Source organism: Geobacillus thermodenitrificans subsp. thermodenitrificans DSM 465, from assembly GCF_000496575.1.
Taxonomy (GTDB): Bacteria; Bacillota; Bacilli; order Bacillales; family Anoxybacillaceae; genus Geobacillus; species Geobacillus thermodenitrificans.
In genome coordinates, this window is sequence record NZ_AYKT01000011.1 from 15,609 (window position 1) to 38,313 (window position 22,705).

Consider the following 22,705-nt stretch of genomic DNA (forward strand, 5'->3'; position numbering starts at 1 on the left):
ACCACCGTATGACATGTTATTTTCCAGCGCCACTGGCCGCGATTTTATCTTGAATCGTTTTGACCGCCTCATTCAACACTGCTTTCGGGTCGTCGCCTTTGGCAATAAATTGCAGGGCGTTCCCCATCGGGTCCCACACTTGCGACATTTCTGGCACGTTCGGCATCGGCTCACCGTATTGGATTTGCTCAGCAAAGCCGGCGATCAATGGGTCATTCGTAATTTTCTCATTCGTCAACGCTTTTTCGTTCGCCGGCATTTCTCCGGCTACTTCATAGTAATGAAGCGAATTTTCCTCATTCGTCACAAACTTCATGAAATCAACGGCCCATTCTTTATGTTGCGAGTAAGCAGACAACATCCACGTTTTGACACCAACAAATGATTTCGGATGCTCACCGTTTTCGAGCACAGGCAGCGGCGCTGTCGCCAACTTGTCACCTAACGCTTCTTTATACGAGGCAATGTTCCACGGGCCGGTGATGGCTACCGCTACATTTCCTTTCGTAAACAGACCGTTCATAACGTCATTGGTGACTTCTTTTGGAATATAACCGTTTTGAAACCATGATTGAACGAGCTCCGCTCCTTTGACTGCTCCTTCATTCGCCAATCCGATGTCGCTCGTGTCGTATTTGCCGTTTTCATTTTTAAACACATAGCCGCCGTAGCCAGCAAAAAATGGGTAAACGAAATAGAAGTTCTCCGCTTCCATTAAAAATCCGTATTGATCTTTCGCCGCATTCGTTTTTTCCTTGGCAATCTTCATCAAATCATCTATCGTTTTCGGCGCTTCTGACACTAAATTTTTGTTATAGAAAACTCCATACGTTTCAACCACTGTTGGTACGCCATACGTTTGACCGTCATACGTTACCGCCTCAATCGCTGTCGGACTGTACTCGCCTTTCGCATCACCAAGATCAATCGGGTCGGCCAACCCTTGCAGCACGATGTCGCCGATGCGGTCATGCGGTTGATAGAACACGTCTGGACCTTTGCCAGCCGGGCCGTCAAGCGCTAGTTTTTTCGTTTGATCGAGCATGCTGACCGCAACCATTTCGATTTTGATCCCGGTTTTTTCTGTGTACTTTTGGAAAATATCTTTTAATGCTTGTTTTTGTTTTTCGTCGTCGTTTACCCAAACGACGAGCTTTTCCGGTTTTTGCGCATTTTCCGTCGTTCCTTGGTTCGCCTGCTTCGATTGCTCAACGTCTCGTTTCGGTCCGCAGGCAGCCAACATCCCAATCAACATTACAGCCATGAGAACTAAAGAGAATGCCTTCCTCATAATCCCCCTCCTATTTGTCATTACATAATCACTGCAGTCCAATCAACAGGAAATCGTTTGCACAGATAAACTAAAACTATTTCTGTGAAAACGATTGCACTGCTCATTTCTATTATATCGCCTATTTTTCATTTTACAAGCTTTTTTCTACTGAATTTGACTTTTTTTCTCTCTTTTCGTACTCTTTAATCAGAGGATGGCGATCATGCAAACGATTGCTTTTATATATGAAGGAGGAGAGGCCAAATGAGGAAAGAAGCCATCTACCACCGCCCGGCTGACAACTTCGCCTATGCCTATGATAGTGAGACACTTCATCTTCGGCTTCGAACAAAAAAAGACGATATCGATCGTGTTGAGCTGCTGCATGGTGACCCGTATGACTGGCAAAATGGAGCTTGGCAGTTTCAAATGATGCCGATGCGAAAAACAGGAAGTGACGAGTTGTTTGATTATTGGTTCGCCGAAGTCAAACCTCCCTATCGCCGGTTACGCTACGGGTTCGTGCTGTATTCAGGAGAGGAGAAGCTCGTTTATACAGAAAAAGGGTTTTACTTTGAGGTTCCAACCGATGATACGGCTTACTACTTTTGCTTTCCCTTTCTTCATCGAGTCGACTTGTTCGAGGCGCCGGATTGGGTAAAGGATACAGTCTGGTATCAAATTTTCCCTGAGCGGTTCGCCAACGGCAACCCATCAATCAGTCCAGAAGGATCGCGGCCGTGGGGGAGCGAGGATCCAACACCAACCAGCTTTTTTGGCGGCGACTTGCAAGGGATTATCGATCATCTCGATTACCTTGTTGACCTTGGTATTACCGGTATTTACTTAACGCCGATCTTCCGTTCTCCGTCAAACCATAAATACGATACCGCTGATTATTTTGAAGTCGATCCACACTTTGGGGATAAAGAAACGTTGAAAACGCTCATCGACCGTTGCCATGAAAAAGGTATCCGCGTTATGCTCGATGCCGTGTTTAACCATTGCGGCTATGAGTTCGCCCCGTTCCAAGATGTATGGAAAAATGGTGAGTCCTCAAAATATAAGGACTGGTTTCACATTCATGAATTTCCGCTGCAAACAGAGCCGCGGCCGAATTACGATACATTTGCATTCGTGCCACAAATGCCAAAGCTGAACACCGCCAATCCAGAAGTGAAGCGTTATTTGCTTGATGTTGCGACATATTGGATTCGTGAGTTTGACATTGACGGTTGGCGGCTTGATGTTGCCAATGAAATCGACCACGAATTTTGGCGCGAGTTCCGCCAGGAGGTAAAGGCACTGAAACCGGACGTATACATCCTCGGGGAAATTTGGCATGATGCGATGCCGTGGCTGCGCGGTGACCAGTTTGACGCAGTCATGAACTACCCGTTTACAGACGGGGTGCTCCGCTTTTTCGCCAAGGAAGAGATTAGTGCACGCCAGTTTGCTAATCAAATGATGCATGTACTTCATTCGTATCCGAACAATGTCAACGAGGCCGCATTCAATTTGCTCGGCAGTCATGATACATCAAGAATTCTCACCGTTTGCGGCGGGGATATCCGCAAGGTGAAGTTGTTATTTTTGTTTCAACTGACGTTCACGGGTTCACCATGCATTTACTATGGGGATGAAATCGGCATGACGGGCGGAAACGATCCCGAGTGCCGGAAGTGCATGGTGTGGGATCCGATGCAACAAAACAAAGAGCTGCACCAACACGTCAAGCAGCTGATAGCGCTACGCAAACAGTATCGGTCACTACGCCGCGGGGAAATCTCCTTTCTTCATGCCGATGATGAAATGAACTATCTTATTTACAAAAAAACAGATGGAGATGAAACGGTGTTAGTCATCATCAATCGGAGCGACCAAAAAGCCGACATCCCGATCCCGCTCGATGCAAGAGGAAAATGGCTCGTTAACCTCTTAACTGGGGAACGGTTTGCAGCCGAGGCAGAAACGCTTTGCACCTCCTTACCGCCCTATGGGTTTGTACTTTATGCAATAGAACATTGGTAGACCTGTTTCATAGACAATCATAATAGCAGCCAATATATGAACACCGGTGCAGCCGCTGCACCGGTGTTATACGCGTTGGGCTATACGCCGATACTCAGTCGGCGTCATCCCTTCCATTTTTTTAAATAAACGCGAGAAATAAGCGCTGTCATCAATGCCAACTCGTTTGGCGATGGCCTCGACCGTTTCATTTGTTTCAGCCAACCATTGTTTCGCCTTTGACAATCGGTAGTACGCCAAATAATGGCTAAAGCCCATCCCGAGCGTTCTTTGCATGCACCGAGTGACGTAATCCGGATGAAAGCGAAGCTCGCGAGCAACTCTCTCCAATGTCACTGGCTCGCAGAAATGGTTTTCGATATACGCCACCGCCGCAGCGCTGACCTGTTCTGAAGCGTTTGGAACAGAAAGCTCTTGCTTTTGCAAGTGCCAAAGGAATTCGACAAACAGAAGCAACTGCCGCAGCGGCCGCTCGATATCCCGATCGACGTTTGGCTCAACAATCTGGTTGAGCAGCTGTTCAGCCCTCTCTCGTTGTTTTAATTCCCCATATTGGCGAATGGCGAGCCGATATTGGATCGGTTCCGTGTACGTCGCCTCTTTTTCCATCACTGTTTGCCGACTGACTGGGTGATCGGCAACCACTTCATAATCCGTCAACAAAAAATGAAGCCAAACATACTCCGTCCGTTCACTGCACGGACGATGCCCGTAATGTTCCCTTCCCGGGATCAACAGTAAATATTGTCCACTGCCAACGGCAAATTCACGTCCGTCTTCCGTCATATATAAGCAGCCTTGTTTGACATAAAGCAAGTCGAAGACCGAAAACGTTCGGCGGAAATGACGTTTTCCTTCTGGAAATACACTTTCCGCCCCTTTTATGAACACAGGCAAAGGTGGCAACGAAAACGTGACATAGTCCATCGTCATCCCTCTTTTCTTGTCGGAAAAATGCAAGTGAAATCGTTTCTCTCTCTTTCCATTATGCAACAAACTGGCTAAACTTGATATATCGTTCTAGTCGGAATAAGAAAAAGGAGTTGTCACAACATGCGCCGTGAGGCCAAAACGTGGTCACTGTTTTCATTGACGTGGCCCATTTTTATTGAAACGATGCTGTATATGGTGATGGGCAATGCTGACACGCTCATGCTCAGCCAGTACTCAGATCATGCGGTCGCTGCCGTCGGAGTTGCAAATCAAATCATCGCCTTAACGATCGTGTTGTTCAACTTCGTTGCCTTGGCAACGGCAGTTCTCGTCGCGCAATATTTAGGCGCCAAGCGAGAACAAGAAGCGATCGAAGTATCACTTGTTTCCATCGCCGCTAACTTGTTGTTTGGACTGCTGTTGAGCGCCGGTTTGGCTGCGTTTAGCTCATCGATTTTGCGGATGATGGATTTGCCGGCAGAGCTGCTTGATGAAGGGAACCGTTATTTAACCATTGTCGGCGGATTTTCATTCATTCAGGCGCTCATGATGACGGTCGGTGCCATCTTGAAAAGCTACGGCTTTACGCGGGATACGATGTATGTAACGATTGGCATGAACGTCTTGAATATCATCGGCAACTATTTCCTTATTTTCGGATCGTTTGGCCTCCCTCCCCTCGGGGCGGAAGGAGCGGCCATTTCAACAGCAGTAAGCCGGCTGATCGGTTTTGCGGTGTTGGTTGCTTTATTGTCCAAACGAGCAGGCATTTCCCTTGCCCCGCGGGCGTTTCGTACGCTGCCGTTCCGCCATTTGCGCTCGTTGCTGAAAATTGGCGTTCCAGCAGCCGGGGAACATCTTTCTTACAATACAGCGCAAATGGTCATCACCTACTTCATCACATGGCTTGGCGCTGAAGCGCTAACCGTGAGGGTGTATACACAAAACATTATCATGTTCGTGTTTTTATTCGGCATTGCAGTCAGCCAAGGGACGCAAATTCTTGTCGGCCACTTCGTCGGCGCCGGACGGTACAAAGAAGCGTACGACCGCTGCTTAAAAAGCTTATACAGCGCAATCGCTATATCAGTGCTAATGGCCGCTGTCACCTATTGGTTCGCCGAACCGTTGCTCTCACTCTTTACTGATGACCGGTCAATGATTGACCTTGGCCGCAAACTATTGCTGTTGACCATCATCCTAGAACCAGGCCGCTCCTTCAATCTAGTCATCGTCAGCTCGCTCCGAGCGGCCGGGGATGTGCAATTCCCTGTCTATATGGGCATTTTGTCCATGTGGGGAGTCGGAGTGACGGTAGCGTATGTATTTGGCATTGCCCTCGGGTTTGGCCTTGTCGGCATTTGGCTATCGTTCATCGCTGATGAATGGTTGCGCGGACTATTGATGCTTTGGCGATGGCGGTCGCGCATCTGGATGAAAAAAGCGGTGGCGCCGCAAGCGAAAATGGCATAGTACTGCTCTCTTTGCTATTCAATAGAATAAGAGCTGCGTCCTCACGCAGCTCTTATTCTTTAATATGAATGCCGTAATGGTCAAACCAAACATGCACCTGGCCAAGATAAGCAAGCAGCTGTGGTCCGGTCATGAGTTGCCCAAACCATGGCACTTGGAACGACTTCCCTCCCGATTCGACAAGCGCCGTCAGTTTTTCTTGATCGAAAAACTCGTGCAAGATAGAAGAACGATCACGAAGCAGTTGCTTGAGCCATTGCTTCACCAACTTCGTATACAGCGGATGGTGTGTTTTCGGGTACGGACTTTTCTTTCGATAGAGCACGTCTTGCGGAAGCAGCCCTTCAAGTGCTTTGCGCAAAATACCTTTTTCTCGTCCTCCGTACATTTTCATTTCCCATGGGATATTCCAAACATATTCAACGAGCCGGTGATCAGCAAACGGCACACGTACCTCAAGGCTCGCCCCCATGCTCATTCGGTCTTTCCGGTCAAGCAGTGTCGTCATAAACCAAATCATATTTAAGTAAAACAGTTCACGCCGCTTCGCCGCCTCGGCACTTTCCCCTTCAAGACGCGGCACTTCAACAAGCGTTTCTTCATAACGCATTTGCACGTAGTCGTCAAGGCGAAGTTTTTTCCGCCATTCTTCTTTTAACAAGCCAATGCGAGCTTCAATCGAGCGCATCCACGGAAACCCTTTTCTTGCTAAGTCATCTGGACGATGAAACCACGGATAGCCGCCGAAAATTTCATCCGCACATTCTCCAGATAAACTCACGACAAACTGCTCACGAATTTGTTTACAAAACCAAAGGAGCGAAGAATCGACATCAGCCATGCCTGGAACGTCACGGACGATCACTGCATCACGCAAATGTTGGAACAGCTCTTCTTGAGTGATCACGCAGCGATGGTGGATCGTTTGAAACTTGTTTGACACTTGTTCAATAAACGGCGCATCTGTATTTGGCTGAAAATCGTTCGCCTGAAAATATTGATCGTTTCCTTCATAATCGATCGAGTACGTATGGAGCGGTCCTTTCCCGTTAGCGGCGAAAGCGTTGGCGGCAATCGCTGTAATGGCGCTTGAATCAACGCCGCCCGACAAAAAGGTGCATACCGGCACATCGGAAACGAGCTGGCGTGTGACAGCATCGGTCAATAAAAAACGCAGCTTCTCGATCGTTTCCCCGAGCGAATCACGATGGACATCGCTTTCGACGTTCCAGTACCGCCAGACGCGAAGCCCGGTACGGGAGAAGGTTAACGCGTGCGCCGGGCGCAGTTCCTGGACACCATAAAATACTCCATGTCCCGGTGTGCGCGACGGACCGAGCCCAAATACCTCCGCTAACCCTTCATAACTGACTTCTGCTTTTACATCAGGGTGAGCTAAAATTGCCTTCACTTCGGAGCCGAACAGCAACTCTTCAGCCTGTTGACGGTAAAACAATGGTTTGACTCCAAGACGGTCACGCGCCATAAATAACAGTTCCCGCTCCTCATCCCAAACAGCAAAGGCAAAAATACCGTTTAACCGATCGACACATTGTTCTTTCCACTCTATATAAGCGGCGAGCAGCACTTCTGTATCAGAATGGCCGTCAAACCGGTAGCCTTTGTGCAACAGTTCTTTACGGATGTCTTCCGTATTGTATAGCTCACCGTTGTAAACGATCGTGTAGCGGTGTCCGTTTTTGTTCCGGATCATCGGCTGTTTGCCGCCGGCCGGGTCAATAACGACGAGCCGCTTATGACCGAACGCAGCATGAGTGTCGAGCCATGTATTCGTATCGTCCGGTCCACGTTTAGCGAGCGTCTCCGTCATCCTGGTAATCACCTCTTGCTTACGGCGCAAATCACGCCCGAAATGCACCCAGCCAGTGATGCCACACATACGAACCAATCCTTTCTTTATCAAAAATGGCAAATAAATATTTGTTCGCCCGAACCGTTCACATTGTTCTTTCGATCGCCCGTTCCCCTTTTTCCTCGCGGCTATCCTCGACTATCGTTCCTCCTAGCAGAGCGATAGTCATTGCCGCTTCGGCATGATTCCATTTTATGCACTATCGTTGATTTCGATGAATTGTCCGAAGACAACAACCAAACGAATAAACAAACAAAAAAGTGGAAAAAAAGAGGGATACAAGGAGGATGAAAAAATTGGATATTGAAGAGCGCTTGCAGTGTATTGCTGAACAGCCCCGTGCTTACGTGCAAGGAACTGTAGAGTTTGTGAACGATGAATGGATATTTTTTGATGAAGAGGCGGAGGAAGCGTCTCTAGTCGAAGAAATGGCGGAACAAGGCATCGAGCTGTTCCGCTATGGTCACTGGCTATCCGGACAGTGTCAAGAAACCGGCATGATCGCTACTGATCTCGGCATTTTTCCCCTGACAAACGGCGACCGTATCCGTTTCCGCAAACGGCTGACATATGCGTATCGGCAATGGCTGGCCTCGCTCCCCGATCCATCTTTTTTTCAGTTCGTTCAATGGCTGAACAGCCTCGGTTTTTCTCTTTACGATTGCCTGTATTGCTACAACGGCCTATTGTTTGCCAAATCAACCGGCGTCAATTTCATCATTTATGACAACACCGAACAGATCGGTAGTGTCCACCATTACTATGAGCGCGGCCAAGCATCCAGCGACCGATTTGAGATCACGTTGAACAACGGTGAACGGGCCATTTGCACCCAAATCGGCTGAAGACGAAAGCGGTCGGCAGCTGCGTTGTTTCGCTGCTGACCGGGTATCCCGCCTTCACCTGAAAAGTAAACAGCCACTTTATCGGATACGGTGGCGACGTTATCCTTATTGATCAACTAGATAAAAATACTTATTGCTGCCCTGCCACATACGGAGTCACCTCTTCAGCCATAAGCGGCGGACAAAGCGCATACCCTTGAGCATAGCTACATTGTAAGTCGCGGAGACGTTCAAGCTGTTCTAGCGTCTCGACCCCTTCAGCAACCGTTTCGAGCCCTAACCCACGCCCCATTGTAATCATCGCGCTAACGATAGCCGCATCGGACGCATTAGCATGCAAATGCTCGATAAACGCCCGGTCAATTTTCAAAATAGTCGCCGGCAGCTGCTTTAAATAATGGAACGAAGAATACCCGCTCCCGAAATCATCAACGGCGATGCCAACGCCAAGCCGCCTTAATTCGTCTAGCGTTCGCATCGTGCTCGATAGATGACGAAGCATCGAATGTTCCGTCAGTTCAAGATGTAGGCATGACGGCGACAAATTCGACTGCTTGAGCGCTCGTTTCACATCATCTACAAATCGTTCATGCTGAAACTGTACGGCAGAAACGTTGACAAAAATAGCTAGTTTGTCATTGCCCGTCATCTCTTGCCATCGCTTCGTCTGTTGGCAAGCAGTTTGCAGCACCCAACGCCCGATTTCATGAATCCATCCGGTTTCTTCAGCCAGTGGAATAAACTCATCCGGCCGCACCAGTCCAAGCTGCGGGTTCCGCCAACGAATAAGTGCCTCTGTAGCGATGACCGCACCAGTCCGTACGTTGACAATGGGCTGATAGCAAAGGAACAATTCATTTTTTTCGACTGCCTTACGTAAATAGCTGTCCATTTCCAGCCGGTGCACCGCTTCTTCATTCATTTGAGCACAGTAGCGCTCCACCCGGTTGCCGCCGCTTTTTTTCGCGCTGTTCATTGCCATGTCGGCATGGCGCAACAACGTGTGTTCGTCCGCTCCGTCATCGGGAAACACGGCTAATCCGATACTGGCCGTAATAAAAAACTCTTTTTGGCTATACACTGTCGGTTTCGATACTTCGCGTACAAGTTGAAGCGCGGTTTCGGTCGCCGCCCCGGCGCTCGTTTTTAACGGAAAAAGCAAACAAAACTTATCGCCATGAAATCGTCCAAGTTGCGCTCCGGCCGGCAGCACGCGCTTCATACGCTCAACAAGTTGACGCAAAATATCGTCGCCAGCGTAATGACCAACACTGTCGTTAATCCATTTAAATCGGTCGAGATCAATTAAGGCGATTACTACTTTCTGCTGTTTCTGTTTCGCTCTTTTCAGTTGTTTAGAAAACAATTCCATCCATTTCGTCCGATTCGGCAAGTTTGTATCCGGGTCGTAGTACGCCAAATAAGAAATTTTCTCCTCTGCTTTCTTTTGCTCTGTAATGTTGTGCCCGATCCCGTAAATGCCGACCTTTTTCCCGTCAACAATAATCGGGATGTTTTTCATTTGAAAAAAGAGCCGTTCTCCTGACTTCGTCGGAATTTCCAAATCATACGTTTGCACATTTCCGCGCAGTGCCCGGTAAAAATAGCGGGTGACGCGGGGGATGTCGCTTGGATGAACATACTTGAGGGAATTGGTATATAAAATTTCTTCTTTCCTATAGCCAAGCACTTGTTCAAAGGCAGGGTTGACGCTTGTAAAATGACCGTGCAAATCGGTGGAATACACAATATCGGTATTATGTTCAAACAGTGATTTATATCGCTGTTCAGACATCTGCAGGCGGGCATGAAGCCGTTCCATATCGCGTGATGATGTCGACATCAACTGAGCTAACGTCGTTATCCCTTCCGGCGGCTGCGGTATATCCAAAGTTGGCCTGTCTTGTGTCGACACTGCCCCTTCCATTAATGAAACAGCAGCAAACGCTCCTAACCGCCCAGTTGTATACGCGTCTTTTACCATAACCTCCATAGCCGGAAATGAAGTAGCTTTCCCGAACGCTGAAACCATCCCCTCAAGCATTGGACGCGTATACCCTTCTAATGCCGTACTATAGTAAAATATCATGCCCCCAACTGGTTGCTTAGCCGTTTGTATCGTCAAATCGTGCATGCTTGAGTAAAATGAGGGAGCATGCATGTAAGCAAATCTCACTTTTTCCCCTTCACTAACATGGCCGTTGACCGTGATCGTTCCGTTTTCACCCATCCCTATGATCGGCAAGCAATCATGATGTCCGTTCCGCTCCACAACAAAAGGAAACTCTATTCCAGAAAACGGTAAACGCTCAATAAATTCTTTCCCTAAATAGCGTTCTAAATAAAGTGATGCTTTTTGCCCGTCGAGCTCGCCGATCTGTTGACCGGAGCTTTTCGTTACTAAGAACGCCAAACCAACAGGTTCCCATAAAAACGGGGAGAAACAGCGGACCCGAAGTGACGCGCCGCTGAATGAGACAGCGACCACCCCCTTATCAAGACGGCCGTCGCGCGAAAATAAAGCGCAACCGTCCGGAAGGGTGCAGCCGATGATGGTCATCCGTTCGTTGGCAAGCGGCAAATGACGGAGAAGAGGCAGCAAAGCAGCGCGGCAATCGGTAAATAATAAGAGCAATGCCGTTTCTTCGTGAATGACCGCCTCTGCGATCTGCGCGGCCAGCTCGGCCGGATGGGCAGAGTCAACCGCCGACAACGCCAGCGACGAAACACTGGATTGCGCCATTGACATCACGCTGGCTAAAAACGTTGTTTCGCCGATGATCGGCAATGATCCCGCCACTCCGACAAGATGGGCGCTCGGCCAACGGCGTGCCGCTAACTCGACCGTATGGCGAACCTGCTCTTCATCGTCAGCGGCAACTTGGATGAACAATGACCCAGGCAGCGCAGAAAAATCATCCTCGACTAGCCGGTACAGTTCCTCGGCATGGCGGCAACGCAACGAACGCATGAACAATAACGCCTCCCCCATCAACAAAACAATCAGAATACTAAAAAATAATTATTGATTTTAACATACTACATTTTTCTCGAAGGAAAAAGCGGCAACCCGCTGTTGGGCTACCGCTTTGTTTAGAACAAATCAAAGCCGAGCGGCAACAGCAAACCGAGGAATAACGTCACAACAAGCGCAATCACCCATTGCGTCCATCCTGCCGCCATGCTTTTTCCTTTTTTTCCCGCCACAAGAACCATTTCCATCGCTCCAATTACCCATAATCCGGCGAGCGCTTTCAGCCAGTAAAGTCCAGAAATCGAGGCGATGCTATGCAACAAAAGCAAACCGGTAATGATAGTTATAATATAAAACAGCCGTAAAACCATTTTTATAATGTTGGCTTTGGCCGCCCCTGAACGCTGCATCGATACAGCGATCAAGAATAAGATAATCATAATGAACCAGCTCGTAATATGGGCGTGTGTCAATGTGTATCCCTCCAACTTTCCCAAGTCCATTCTCATCATAGCATGGGCGGCAAGCTGTTGACAAACATTACGAAAGATGAAAAACTCCTCTATTTTTGATAACCCTTTTCAGCGGCATGCTATCTCTGTTTGTGCTTAGCTCATTCCCCGACTTTGTTGCGCAGCGTGCCGATTCCCTCGATGGTCACTTCGACGACATCACCTGCTTGCAAAAAGCGCGGCGGATTCATTCCTTTGCCGACCCCAGCCGGCGTTCCTGTAGCAATAATATCACCCGGTTCAAGCGTCATACCTTTTGAGATCGTCTCAATGATCGATTCAATCGGAAAAATAAACTGTTTTGTGCTCGCCTGCTGCCGTACTTCGCCGTTCACTCGCGTTTCAATGCGTAAATCGTTCGGATTTGTTACAAATTTGCTTGGCACGATCCATGGCCCCATCGGACAGAACGTGTCCAAGCTTTTGCCGAGCAAATATTGTTGGTGTCGCTCCTGCAAATCACGGGCGGTCACATCATTGATAATCGTGTATCCAAATACGTAATCGAGCGCTTCTTCGCGGCGAATCGCCCGCCCTTTTTTACCGATGATCAATGCGAGCTCTCCTTCATAGTCCACTTCGTCGGTGACATCCGCATGGCGCAAAATCGTTTCCTCATGGCCAATGACCGTCGTCGGCGTTTTCGAGAAGACGATTAAATGCTTCGGTACATCAGCGGCATCTCCCAGCTCAAGCGCATGGTCAACATAGTTTTTGCCAATGCAAAAAACGTTTTTCGCCGGCCGCGGAATCGGGGCAAGGAGGCGAATATCGCCAAGGCGATAGACGTAGTCCGCTCCCGAGTGGCGAAGAGCCCAATCGGCAACTTCCCGAGCTCGAGCCAAAAAAGCATCCCCTTGGGCGATGGCCTCTAGCATGGATGACGGAATGGTCTCCTTCCCGTCCATCGCCCGTTCAGCACGGCGCAAATGAATAGCCGTCTCCTCCCCTTCCGGCACCACTCCGATTGCTAGTTCTCCTCCATTGAAAATAGCCGTAATTAGTTTCACTGTCTTCCTCTCCTTCTCTACCTAAGTGTTCAAATGCGCGGGAGCAGGCATACAGACTGCATCCCCCCATCGCAGCGCATTGACTATTCTATTCGCTATTCACGAGACAAAGTCCTGTTTTTTGTAGAATTTTGTCTAAATTAGGAAATTTACCACTTATTTTCCCGAATCGCTTCCTTTTTCCGTCGTTATATGTATAATAATGTTTAGTTTCCACTATAGCTGTCAGTTATGACCTTAGTCATACAACAAAGGTCTCACCTCGGTCGCTGGTAGCGACAAGCCTTAACCAACATTTCAATAGAATTGATGGTGAAGGAAATGGTTCTCCTACTAATCGAAGAAAAACGACAACAAATGATCGAATTGGCTCTCACCTATGGATTTACAGCGAAAGAAACGATCCAATGCAGCCAAGAGCTTGACCGATTGATCAACCAATATTTGCAGCAAACCACGGTTTTTGAACCGCCTGTTCCATCCGTCCAATGAGGGACGGATTTTTTATTGACCCGGCTGTCGTCGAAAAGGTGGGCGCATCCCGTACGTTCCCCATCTCCACAGCCACTCTGCCGGGCCAAAACGAAATCGGGTGAACCAACAGTGGCTTGCCCATAAACTAGCGACATATATCCCGATCGCCAATAGCGCTCCTTGCCATTCGTTCAATTGTCCGTACCATCCAAGACCATAGCTGTAAAAAAGGGAGGTGCAAATGAGCGACTGAGTGAGATAGTGAGTAAGCGACATTCTTCCGGCATCTTGCAGCCATCGCCACACTGGCTGCCAGTTCGTTTTCCTGCAAACCAACATGGCAGCAATGGCGTAGAACACTGCCAAAACAGCACCTCCAAAGTTGTCTTGAATATACATCGTCAACGTGTTGGACCCAGCCCAATACGGAATCGTTTTTAACACCAGGCCAAGACATAGCGCTCCACTCATCAAGCGTCGCAGCGCAGCGGTTGGATAGCGTCCGGCCTCGAGCCAACGCTCTTTAGCGGCATATCCGCCGAGGAAACAAAACGGCAATACAGCCAACAATGTAAATAAAAGTCCGCCATCACCATTGAGATACGACCAATCGTGCCATCGCTGCCAAAATACCTCGCGAAACGTTCCGCTTTGATAATGGTGAAGGGCGGCAGCTGCCTCTGCCGCTTGGCCCTCAGCTGTCTCCGTTCCCCCGGCCAGCATACTCATGACTAGCAACAATATTACGAGGATGTGAAAAAAGAAAAAACCGGTCAACGCCGCCATCCGCCACCAATATGACGGGGCGTTCATGAACAAAAGCAAAATAAGCCCGGCAAGCGCGTACGGAATTAAAATATCGCCAAACCAAAGGCCGAACGCATGGATGATGCCGATCACAAGCAAAAGGAGGAACCGGCGCAGCAAAATTGGAAACGGCCGCTCCCCACGCTGGTGCAATCGGTGGCAAAGTACGATCGTACCGAATCCGAATAAAAAGGCAAACAGCGGATAGGCGCTTGCTTCAAACAAAAGATCGATCGCTGCGGCAACCACACGGTTGAAGGTGTTGCCGTCAACGTCTTCCACATATAACGCCGGTGACGAAAAATAACGCATATTAACAAGCAAAATACCAAACAAGGCAAACCCGCGCAAAACATCAACTGCCGCAATTCGATCTGCCGATAAAGGCGTCACATGATCCCTTCTTTCTATCTCTCCGTTATGTCGAGGAGGCCAGCTCACCTATTCAGCAACATCATCGCATCGCCCAACGCCTCATCAGCTCACTTTACAGCTAGCGGTCATGTCCCCGCCGAACCGCGCCCTTCCGTCATGGGAGGCGATTCGTCCGCCTGTCGTTTTCATTTCGTGTCTCTGGTTAGCGCAGTGGTGCATCCGTCACGTCATCCGTTTACGTAACACCCCGCTTTTTCGAGCGAATCCCACTATTGACGGTGTAAATACACTTTTTGAATTTTTCCAAAGGCGGTCTTTGGCAGTTCATCCACAAATGCTACGCCTTAAAGTGAGCCAATTTTTCCCGCGAAAAGGTGATCAGTTCCTCTTCGTATGCCCGGGTTGAACAACGACGAATGTATGTGGCGTTTCCCCATTTTTCATGCGACACGGCGATAACGAATGACCGTTTCGAGCATAGCTGGATGAGCATAAAGCGTTCCTTCGACTTCAACCGAGGAAATGTTTTCTTCTCCACTAATAATATCCTTTTTTCGGCTGACGATATCATTATGTCCTGTCGTCATATCTCCTGCATGCAGCCAACTGTCGCTTCGTCATTTTTCCAATCCCCTTTGGCTGCGGGCAATCACCTCACCGATTACCCGTCCACTCTGCAGCACTTCCTCTCCGTGATCGTTGACGACTTTCACTTCGCATCCGATCATCGGATAGCCGGTTTTTGCTTTCTTCCGCTGCTTTTATTCAGCAGGCATTCCGATGGGTATGCACAAAGCGGTACGTTCATCTCCCCGACCATATATTTTAGAAAATTCCCAATAACATTATATAGTGAAGATAGAAAAAAAAGAAAAAGACGGTCTTTTTCATTGTCGACCGTCTAGTTGTTTCCTTTTACACCAGAATCAAACACATCTGAATCAATCGTATTCGTGACGCTGCAAAACGTGTTCGTTTGCAAAAACTCAGCAGTATTGCCACCGCCGGCACCGGAGTTCGCTTTTAATGTACTTTTGGGAGCGATTTGTAACACATCCCCCATGTTTACGGTGCCGTTGCCGTCCACGCTCGTAACCTTAATCCCGCCAATGACAATTGCTGGCATCGCCTTCTCCTTCCTTTCTCTCCATTCCCCTTTTTTTATCGTATGCAGCCAAGCTGGCGGCCACCTAGACCTCTGTCCTCCACTGAACCGATTTTTCTCCCCTTTCATACAATATAATTAAAGATACGGGGGGAGGAGGAAGTCTTATGCCTTCATTTATTAGTGGCCCGATTAAAATTACCCATGTGAGCGGGGATGGCACCGTCAATTTTGGCGATGTATTACAAATCGCGCCAAAGAGCACAGGTAAGTCGCATGCCGGCGCAGGTGGCAGCAACTGCGGAGATTTCTTGCAGACGAATACGTTTGTTAGCTTTACGAACACAGGAGATCCGGACTTTTCCGACTTGAATAATACAGCCAACAATTAGAGCGAACGTTTTCCGACTTGTGCCCATACACTAGTATTACCTACGAAGTGATGAAAGGAGCATGCCCCATGCCGGCTTTTGTCGGAATCGTGAAACTGAACAGCGTCGGGAGCAGCGGCGTGTTCCATATTGGAGATGTGTTTGCGATTTCCCCGCAAAGTGTGTCAAAAACGTTCGCTGGAGCCGGTTCGTTTAACACTGGCGACGGGCTTTATATCTATAACTATTACAGCAATACCAACACGAATGACGCTGATGTTGCCGACGAAAATGTCGTTGGCAACGTATAGAGGAGGGGAAGGAGGTTGAATTTTTATATCAGCCAAAGCATTTGCATTCATCAATTGCGGATCGGTTCGGTGACAAACTCATCCGTTTTGCAAATTGGCAGTGCTGGCAGCATTCAGGCACTGTCGACGCTCGCCAACACCGGTGGATTCACCGGTCCAGCCCCGCAAGCGACTGTACCGCTCGGTCCGCAAGCGCAACCGGTCGGCCCTCTCGTTCCTCTCCATTCGGCCAATCTCTAAACTCAACAGAAAAGAGTGATGAGAACCAGGGGACGTCCATATACTGAAGTAAGAGGGCTCTTAGGAGAGGATGGGAGTGCACGATGAGTTTATACGAGTATTTCGTCAAGCTACACCGCTATTTATCATGGCAAACAAAAAAAATACGGGTGCTTGAACGACGCCTTCGTATTCTCGAAGCCCAGCTTCAGGAAATCGAGGCCCAGCCGCGCACATCGATCGAACGGATTGAATATAAATTTGATCAACTCAAAATCGAGACGCTTGAAGGGACGCTAAACATCGGAATCACCCCTCCAGGAACCGGGGAAACGATTGAAGACTTTGCCGTTGACCCAGAAAAAACAGTGATTTCGAAGCCGGAACCCGTGCTGATGCGCCCCATTCAAGAAAAAGTGGCCTCCTACCTCAACAAGGAAGCACCGGAAACGCTAAAACAGCTTGAACGCCAATACGGCCGCAGCCTTGACGATACGTACCGGCAATTTATTTTGCAAGACATTGCCCGGCAAACGGACGAACGCATTCGTTTTTATTTGCAGGAGAAAGCGAACAATGGTTATGTTCCGCCAGGTGACCGCGATGAGACGGTCGAAAATGAAATTTTTCAAAAAGTGAAAGCTGACATCGAACAATCGCTTGATGCGTTTCTCAAACATTTGCCTTCTGGGGGGGGATAAACGTGAATTACACCGTCATCAACCGCGATGTGCACGTCAGCGATATCCATCTTGTGGCGGTCGCCAGCGCCTCACTGTTTTTAATCGGCGACGCCGATGTGATCAACTTATCATCTGCGTTTGACACACCGCCGGAATCGCTTATTATCGGTCCGTTCGTTCCGCTCGTGCAGGTTCGAGGGGAAGAATCGTGAAGCGAACGTCAGTTGTGCAAGCATTTCATTCGGAAACAGTAGTCATTAGCTCTGTATTGCAAATCGGCGATTCAGAACGGATTTCTGCCCGTACATGCGATTTAGCCGTTCAGCGGCAACACGAGTTGTTTTTCGGTTCAGAAGGAGAACAAACATTCCCCGTCTTTACAAAACCGATCCCACGCTGGTCTTTTCCGTCGCCGATCACTTCAAAGCAGACGCTCCATCAATCTCCGGTCATTTCAGCTCGGTCAGTCCGCGTGCTCGGGATTTCTTCTTCGTCTATCGTTCATATCGGGTCAACCTCCACCGTAGAGGCGGAGTCACGAATTAAACATATCCGCCATCTAGACGGTCCTGCGCCAACAAGAGGGAGGGATTTGTAATGCCTTCATTCGTTGGACCGATTAAAATCAATTCCGTCGAAGGCGGCGCCGTCGTCCAAATGGGTGATTGCCTGTATATTGCACCGAAAGTCGCTACAAAAGCACTAGGCGGATCCGGCGGCTTTAATACTGGTGACCTCATCATGACGAACAACGTCATTAGCTTTACGAACACGATTGACTCAGATGTGTTTGACCAAAACGTTACCGCTAACAACTGAACATGACCAAAAGCCAACAAACAGAGGGGGCAGACTGCCCCCTTTTTTACTTTACCAAAAACTCGTTCCGTTCATTGAATGAACGCTCTCTACATCGTTTCCAGCCGGACGCGCGTGCCGCGGCCCGATGGCTCCGCCGGCTCAACGATGAGCCTCCGCGGCAGACGCGTGCGAATTTCTTGGACATGGCTAATAACGCCGACCGCCAACTGCTGTGTATGCAACTTCTCCAAAGCGGAAATCACCATATCGAGCAGCTCGGCGTCAAGCGTACCAAAGCCCTCGTCCAGAAAGAAAAACCGGAGCGGATATTCGCCGCGCAGCTGAATTTGCGCCGACAACGCCAGCGCCAGTGACAATGAGGTCAAAAACGTTTCCCCACCGGAGAGCGTGGCTACTGGCCTTCTGACGCCGCCGTTGGCGTCATCGCGAATGAGAAATCCGCCTTGTGAATCAAGTTCAAGCGAGTAACGGTGCCTTGTCAACCGTTGCAACCGCTCAGCCGCTATGGCCGTCACTTGTTCGAGTTGCTCTTCCGCCATAAACTCGACAAAACTATTGCCACGAAGCAATGTCTGCAGTTGCTTGTACCGCTCGATTTGCCGGCTGAGCTGCGTTTGCTTTGCCTCGAGTTCAACAAAACGAGCATGTTTTTTTCTCAGCTCCGCCACTTTTCCTTGAACCGCCCCAAGTTGTTGCGTCATCGTTTCCATTTCCGCTTTTAGCTCGGCGTATACACGCTGCAACATCTCCCATTGTTCAGCGCTCACTGCCTCCTCGCCAAGGGCCGCCGAAAGTTGAGCCCGACGGTGCTCCGCCTGTTCAACTTGGCGCCAATAGCGGCGGATGGCTTCATCCCACTCGCTGCATTGCTCCTTCGTCGCTTTCGCCCGTTCAGCTTCTTCAGCATCGGCAAACGTAGTATCGGCAAGGACGAGGCGCCAACGGGCGAGCGCTTCTTCTTCACGACGTGCGCCTTCTTCGACCGCCTGCTTGGCCACTTTTGTCTCGCTTTCTAGCGTTTGATACACTTTTTGGACACGTTGCCATTCATCATACGCCTGCTGCTCATCGTTTTGCAGCCGGCGCCATTCCGATTCCGCTTCCCGAAGTTGCTGAGCCGCCGGGTTAGGACCAGCTTTCTCGCGTCGCTGTCGTTCATACTCTTCCCATAGCTGCTGTTTGGTGCTAATGAGTGAGTCAAGGCGAACCCGCTCCGTCTCGATCCGACGTTGTTCTTCAGCCGCTTTCTCTTTTGCCCGCTGTTTTTCTTCTAAAAACGGCACACTATCCTCAAGCCGTTTTTGCACATCTCGCCACTTTTTCTCTTGTTCACGAAGCTGCTCGTATACGATGTCGATCGTCTCGAGCGAAAAAGAAGGGTAGGTCTGCCGCCAGTGCTGTTCAAGCCGCTGCCGTTCTTCTTCTAGACGCCGCCTCTCAGCTTGCAACGCTTCCATATCAGCTGCTGCCCATCGGCATGCGTTTTCCGCTTCACGCCTTGCTGCTTCCGCTTCGTTCCATTGTGCAAGCGCCCGATAAACGGATTCTTTTTGCTCAATGATATCCTGCTGAAGCGCTCGTACTTCAACGAAGACATCGCTCACTTCTTCTGTCGGGCGGCCCTCAGTAAAGACAGGAGGTACCCCATGACCAGCAGCAAGCCCCGCAAGCTGTTCGAACTGCGCCTTTAATGAAAACAAAGTTTGTAAATCTTGCTCGCATTGTCGCCGCTCCTGCTCAAGATCAGGCAGTCGCCCCTGGCCGGTGGAATACGGCTTGGTGGACGGATGTGGGTGTTCGCGCGACCCGCACACCGGGCACGGCTCCCCGGGGCGGAGTCGTTCTGCCAGTACAGCCGCCAGTTCTGCCGTTCGCGCTTCCTCAATCCGCTCCCGCTCCGCCTCGATGTCCTGCTGCAACGCATACAGCCGTTTTTCGATGTCTTGCTGCCGCTCACAGACGGAATGATACGTTTTCTCCACAAGTCGAAACAGCTGATGAAGCCGAGCGCCGGCAACGGCCGCCTGACGTTCCCTCTTGATCCGTTCCTCTTCCGCTTGGCGCCAAACCTCTTCCTTTTGCCGAAGCTGTGCATCAACACGGGCGACGGCTGATGCCGCTTGCTCGATCTGCCGCTTCTCCCCATGCGCCCGCTCTACTTCGTCTTTTCTAGCTAGTGCCTCCGTATATCGTTGCAGCTCTTCTTTTAGCTCCTGCTGCCGCTTCATGCCGCGTTCATACCAAGCAGACGCCTCTTCGAACTGACGTTGCGCCGCTTTCTCCCGCACCGCCAAACGGTTGTGCTCCTCATCGAGAGCAGCAAGCTCGCGCTTGATTGTCTCCATTTGCCGCTCGAGTTGTTCCGCCTGGCGCAGCCGCTCTGTTTGCGCCAGCAGCTCTGGTTCTCGCCTCGCTTTTTCCAGCCGTGCCTGCTCATAGCGGCGTACTGCTTCCTCGTGGCTAGCCTTGGCCGTCTCCAGCTTTCGCGCCAGCTCTTCGTACCGTTTGAGGGCCGCTATTTGTGAACGTCGCGCCTGTTCGTACTGTTCCCAGTATGGCCAAATGCGCTCAGCCTGCTCAGCGCGCTCTTTTTTTACTTCGAGTGCACGGATATCCGGCTCATGCCGACGCAGCTCAGCCAGCTCTCTTTCGATCGTTTCTTTTTCTTGCTGCCACACCCAAAGCTGTTTCATCCGTTCAACATTTGCTTCGACTTCCTCAAGCTCTTTTTTTCGCTTCGCCAGCAGCGCTGCCAGCTCCCGCTCCTCTGTCTCCGCTTGCTCGAGTGCTGCTTTCGACGCGTCACCAAGCCCGGCCTTCTCCGCTTCGATTTTTTCCTCTTCTTGTTCAGCGGCGATAAGCCGATCTTTCAGCTTTTTGTTTAGTTGGTCCCCATACCGTTCAAGATGGAACAGGCGCTGCAGCATTTGCCGCCGCTCTGCCCCTTTAAGCGATAAAAATTCGGCAAATTTGCCTTGTGGCAAGACGACCGCCCGGGTGAAATCTTCCATCGTCAGACCAAGCAATTGTCCAATCGCCTTGTCCACATCGGACAGTTTGTCAGCGAGCACGACCGGCTCCGGTTGATGTTCGATCAACCGGCAGACGGCGCTTCGCGTCCGCCACTCGTCCACCTTTTTCAAGCTGCGCTCCACTGTATACCGTTTGGCTCCCGCCGCATTTTCGAGCTCAAACGTAAATGAGACGAACAATTCTTGTTCAGCATGATTGATGATCGCTTGAGTGCGGTTAGCGGCCCGCTCAACACTGCCGAACAGCGCTAGCGTAATGGCGTCTAAAATCGTTGATTTGCCGCTTCCGGTCGGCCCGAAAATACCAAACACGCCACCATCGCACAGCACAGTGAAATCGATCGTCTGTTTTTCGCGGAAACTATGAAGCCCGGCAATCGTCAGTGAAATCGGCTTCACTCCTCTCCCCCCTCCTGCTCTTCTTCCGCCGCCAGCTCTAAAAAAAGGCGGACGAGCTCTTCATCCGGCGTCTGTCCCCCTGTTTGCCGTTTGTAAAAACGGCAGAACATCTCTTCAAGCGAGAGCGCCTCGCGGCTCACTTCAGCCTCTTCTTCCACCCGTTGGGGAAACACCGGACGAATATAAACAAAACCTGGATGAAGCTTGCGCAACCGGTAAATTTCTTCCATTGTTAACGGCTCAGTCACATGGAGCTCCAAATCAACCCAGCACGACTGGTCTTTTCCTTCCTCGCACCAACGGTACACTTGGGCGAGCCCTTCTGTCGCCTTCCAACGGACGAGCGGCTTGCCGGCGGCAAGCGGAATTTCCGTCACGCTAGCCGCCCCGCCCGGGTGCACATCAACGACCGTGACCGATTTGGCATGCCCAGCTTCGGAAAAGCTATAAGCGAGCGGTGAACCGGAATAGCGTGCTGCCGTCTCCGCCCGTTTGACGTCCTGCGGCCGGTGTAGATGACCGAGCGCCACATATTGGGCGGCTTTCGGCAAACTCGTCGCCGCCACTGTATAGGCGCCACCTACTTCAATCGGCCGCTCAGAATCGGACGTACGGCCGCCGGCGACATAAAGATGGCTCATCACTATATTGACCGTCTTTTCAGTGAATGAAGCGGCCATCATCTCTAACAGTGCACGGATGCGGTCATCATAACGGTCACGAAGCACCGCTTCCCGATGATCAGACGACAGCAGCTCAGCAAGGCGCGATTCGGACGGATAGGCCAACGGAGCAAGCATCATCGTCTCCCCGCATGAGGGGACATCAATTCGGCAAACGGAAGCTTCCGGACGGCCGAACAGAAAAATATGATAATCGGAAAGCAACGTCCGGGCGGCGCTGATGCGGTCCGGATGGTCATGATTTCCACTGATGACGGCGACTGGCCGCCGTCCCTTGTCGGACAGGCGGGCTAAACTTTCGTAAAACAATTGTTCCGCCGCCGCCGGCGGATTGACGGAATCAAATACATCACCGGCCATTAAAATGGCGTCAATTTGTTCTTTCTCGACAATTTCGATGAGCTCATCGATAAACGCCTCCTGCTCAGCCAACCGGCTTCGACCCTCGAGTGTTCGCCCAAGATGCCAGTCCGCCGTATGCAAAATGCGCATGTCTCTCC

Annotated in this window: 22 protein-coding genes; 11 read left to right on the plus strand and 11 right to left on the minus strand. The window is 50.1% G+C overall.

All coding sequences use genetic code 11. The features are described 5' to 3' along the window. Nucleotides 1-16: 16 nt before the first annotated feature. The gene (locus DSM465_RS0111615; RefSeq protein ID WP_029761424.1) at nucleotides 17-1,291 is read right to left on the minus strand and encodes a sugar ABC transporter substrate-binding protein; all 1,275 of its coding nucleotides are present in this window, start codon (nucleotides 1,289-1,291) and stop codon (nucleotides 17-19) included. Between the two features lie 246 nt (nucleotides 1,292-1,537). On the opposite strand from DSM465_RS0111615, the gene DSM465_RS0111620 reads away from it, so the two are divergent. Then, nucleotides 1,538-3,304, plus strand: coding sequence for an alpha-glycosidase (locus DSM465_RS0111620; protein ID WP_011886898.1), 1,767 nt, complete (start codon nucleotides 1,538-1,540; stop codon nucleotides 3,302-3,304). A 66-nt stretch (nucleotides 3,305-3,370) separates the two neighbouring features. Here DSM465_RS0111620 and DSM465_RS0111625 read toward each other — a convergent pair whose 3' ends face one another. Beyond that, nucleotides 3,371-4,231 carry a helix-turn-helix transcriptional regulator gene (locus DSM465_RS0111625; RefSeq protein ID WP_011886897.1) on the minus strand — a complete coding sequence of 287 codons (861 nt, stop codon included), beginning with the start codon at nucleotides 4,229-4,231 and terminating at the stop codon, nucleotides 3,371-3,373. Nucleotides 4,232-4,357: 126 nt separating this feature from the next. Between DSM465_RS0111625 and DSM465_RS0111630 the strand changes: the two genes are divergently transcribed. Next, entirely contained in the window at nucleotides 4,358-5,710 is a 1,353-nt protein-coding gene (locus tag DSM465_RS0111630; protein ID WP_029761425.1) for an MATE family efflux transporter, read from the plus strand. 52 nt (nucleotides 5,711-5,762) lie between these two features. On the opposite strand, the gene asnB is transcribed toward DSM465_RS0111630, so the two are convergent. Beyond that, on the minus strand, nucleotides 5,763-7,610 hold the full coding sequence (asnB, locus tag DSM465_RS0111635) for an asparagine synthase (glutamine-hydrolyzing) (RefSeq protein WP_011886896.1): 1,848 nt from the start codon (nucleotides 7,608-7,610) through the stop codon (nucleotides 5,763-5,765). A gap of 269 nt (nucleotides 7,611-7,879) precedes the next feature. On the opposite strand from asnB, the gene DSM465_RS0111640 reads away from it, so the two are divergent. Next, nucleotides 7,880-8,428 (plus strand): DUF2777 domain-containing protein, encoded by a 549-nt coding sequence (locus tag DSM465_RS0111640; protein WP_029761426.1) that lies wholly within the window; start codon nucleotides 7,880-7,882, stop codon nucleotides 8,426-8,428. Nucleotides 8,429-8,558: 130 nt separating this feature from the next. Here DSM465_RS0111640 and DSM465_RS0111645 read toward each other — a convergent pair whose 3' ends face one another. The 3 genes from DSM465_RS0111645 to DSM465_RS0111655 form a co-directional block, all read right to left on the minus strand. Continuing rightward, a complete protein-coding gene (locus DSM465_RS0111645) occupies nucleotides 8,559-11,399 on the minus strand; it encodes an EAL domain-containing protein (RefSeq protein ID WP_029761427.1) in 2,841 nt (946 codons plus the stop codon). A gap of 122 nt (nucleotides 11,400-11,521) precedes the next feature. After that, nucleotides 11,522-11,875 (minus strand): YisL family protein, encoded by a 354-nt coding sequence (locus tag DSM465_RS0111650; protein ID WP_008879076.1) that lies wholly within the window; start codon nucleotides 11,873-11,875, stop codon nucleotides 11,522-11,524. 140 nt (nucleotides 11,876-12,015) lie between these two features. After that, entirely contained in the window at nucleotides 12,016-12,924 is a 909-nt protein-coding gene (locus DSM465_RS0111655; protein WP_029761428.1) for a fumarylacetoacetate hydrolase family protein, read from the minus strand. 321 nt (nucleotides 12,925-13,245) lie between these two features. On the opposite strand from DSM465_RS0111655, the gene DSM465_RS0111660 reads away from it, so the two are divergent. Beyond that, the gene (locus DSM465_RS0111660) at nucleotides 13,246-13,416 is read left to right on the plus strand and encodes an aspartyl-phosphate phosphatase Spo0E family protein (RefSeq protein WP_011886893.1); all 171 of its coding nucleotides are present in this window, start codon (nucleotides 13,246-13,248) and stop codon (nucleotides 13,414-13,416) included. 12 nt (nucleotides 13,417-13,428) lie between these two features. Here DSM465_RS0111660 and DSM465_RS0111665 read toward each other — a convergent pair whose 3' ends face one another. The 3 genes from DSM465_RS0111665 to DSM465_RS0111675 all read right to left on the minus strand — a co-directional run bounded on the left by DSM465_RS0111665 (nucleotide 13,429) and on the right by DSM465_RS0111675 (nucleotide 15,706). Further along, complete coding sequence (locus tag DSM465_RS0111665) at nucleotides 13,429-14,598, minus strand: DUF418 domain-containing protein (RefSeq protein WP_029761429.1); 1,170 nt, start codon at nucleotides 14,596-14,598, stop codon at nucleotides 13,429-13,431. 422 nt (nucleotides 14,599-15,020) lie between these two features. Further along, the gene (locus DSM465_RS19930; protein WP_230459243.1) at nucleotides 15,021-15,167 is read right to left on the minus strand and encodes a hypothetical protein; all 147 of its coding nucleotides are present in this window, start codon (nucleotides 15,165-15,167) and stop codon (nucleotides 15,021-15,023) included. Between the two features lie 314 nt (nucleotides 15,168-15,481). Then, complete coding sequence (locus tag DSM465_RS0111675; RefSeq protein ID WP_008879079.1) at nucleotides 15,482-15,706, minus strand: spore germination protein; 225 nt, start codon at nucleotides 15,704-15,706, stop codon at nucleotides 15,482-15,484. A gap of 146 nt (nucleotides 15,707-15,852) precedes the next feature. Between DSM465_RS0111675 and DSM465_RS0111680 the strand changes: the two genes are divergently transcribed. The 7 genes from DSM465_RS0111680 (at nucleotide 15,853) to DSM465_RS0111710 (ending at nucleotide 18,088) form a co-directional block, all read left to right on the plus strand. Beyond that, nucleotides 15,853-16,077 (plus strand): spore germination protein, encoded by a 225-nt coding sequence (locus tag DSM465_RS0111680; RefSeq protein ID WP_029761430.1) that lies wholly within the window; start codon nucleotides 15,853-15,855, stop codon nucleotides 16,075-16,077. 68 nt (nucleotides 16,078-16,145) lie between these two features. Continuing rightward, on the plus strand, nucleotides 16,146-16,367 hold the full coding sequence (locus tag DSM465_RS0111685; RefSeq protein WP_008879081.1) for a spore germination protein: 222 nt from the start codon (nucleotides 16,146-16,148) through the stop codon (nucleotides 16,365-16,367). A gap of 15 nt (nucleotides 16,368-16,382) precedes the next feature. Next, a complete protein-coding gene (locus DSM465_RS0111690) occupies nucleotides 16,383-16,607 on the plus strand; it encodes a spore germination protein GerPB (protein WP_008879082.1) in 225 nt (74 codons plus the stop codon). Nucleotides 16,608-16,690: 83 nt separating this feature from the next. Beyond that, on the plus strand, nucleotides 16,691-17,287 hold the full coding sequence (gene gerPC, locus DSM465_RS0111695; RefSeq protein WP_011886889.1) for a spore germination protein GerPC: 597 nt from the start codon (nucleotides 16,691-16,693) through the stop codon (nucleotides 17,285-17,287). A gap of 2 nt (nucleotides 17,288-17,289) precedes the next feature. Beyond that, on the plus strand, nucleotides 17,290-17,481 hold the full coding sequence (locus DSM465_RS0111700; RefSeq protein WP_008879084.1) for a hypothetical protein: 192 nt from the start codon (nucleotides 17,290-17,292) through the stop codon (nucleotides 17,479-17,481). After that, nucleotides 17,478-17,867 (plus strand): spore germination protein GerPE, encoded by a 390-nt coding sequence (locus DSM465_RS0111705; RefSeq protein WP_029761431.1) that lies wholly within the window; start codon nucleotides 17,478-17,480, stop codon nucleotides 17,865-17,867. The genes DSM465_RS0111700 and DSM465_RS0111705 overlap by 4 nt, the downstream gene beginning before the upstream one ends. Further along, complete coding sequence (locus DSM465_RS0111710; protein WP_008879086.1) at nucleotides 17,867-18,088, plus strand: spore germination protein; 222 nt, start codon at nucleotides 17,867-17,869, stop codon at nucleotides 18,086-18,088. Before DSM465_RS0111705 ends, DSM465_RS0111710 begins: the two co-directional genes overlap by 1 nt. Nucleotides 18,089-18,177: 89 nt before the next feature. On the opposite strand, the gene DSM465_RS0111715 is transcribed toward DSM465_RS0111710, so the two are convergent. Both DSM465_RS0111715 and DSM465_RS0111720 read right to left on the minus strand, forming a co-directional pair. Then, nucleotides 18,178-21,522 (minus strand): AAA family ATPase, encoded by a 3,345-nt coding sequence (locus DSM465_RS0111715; RefSeq protein ID WP_029761432.1) that lies wholly within the window; start codon nucleotides 21,520-21,522, stop codon nucleotides 18,178-18,180. Next, a complete protein-coding gene (locus DSM465_RS0111720) occupies nucleotides 21,519-22,697 on the minus strand; it encodes an exonuclease SbcCD subunit D (RefSeq protein WP_011886887.1) in 1,179 nt (392 codons plus the stop codon). Before DSM465_RS0111720 ends, DSM465_RS0111715 begins: the two co-directional genes overlap by 4 nt. Between the last annotated feature and the right edge of the window lie 8 nt (nucleotides 22,698-22,705).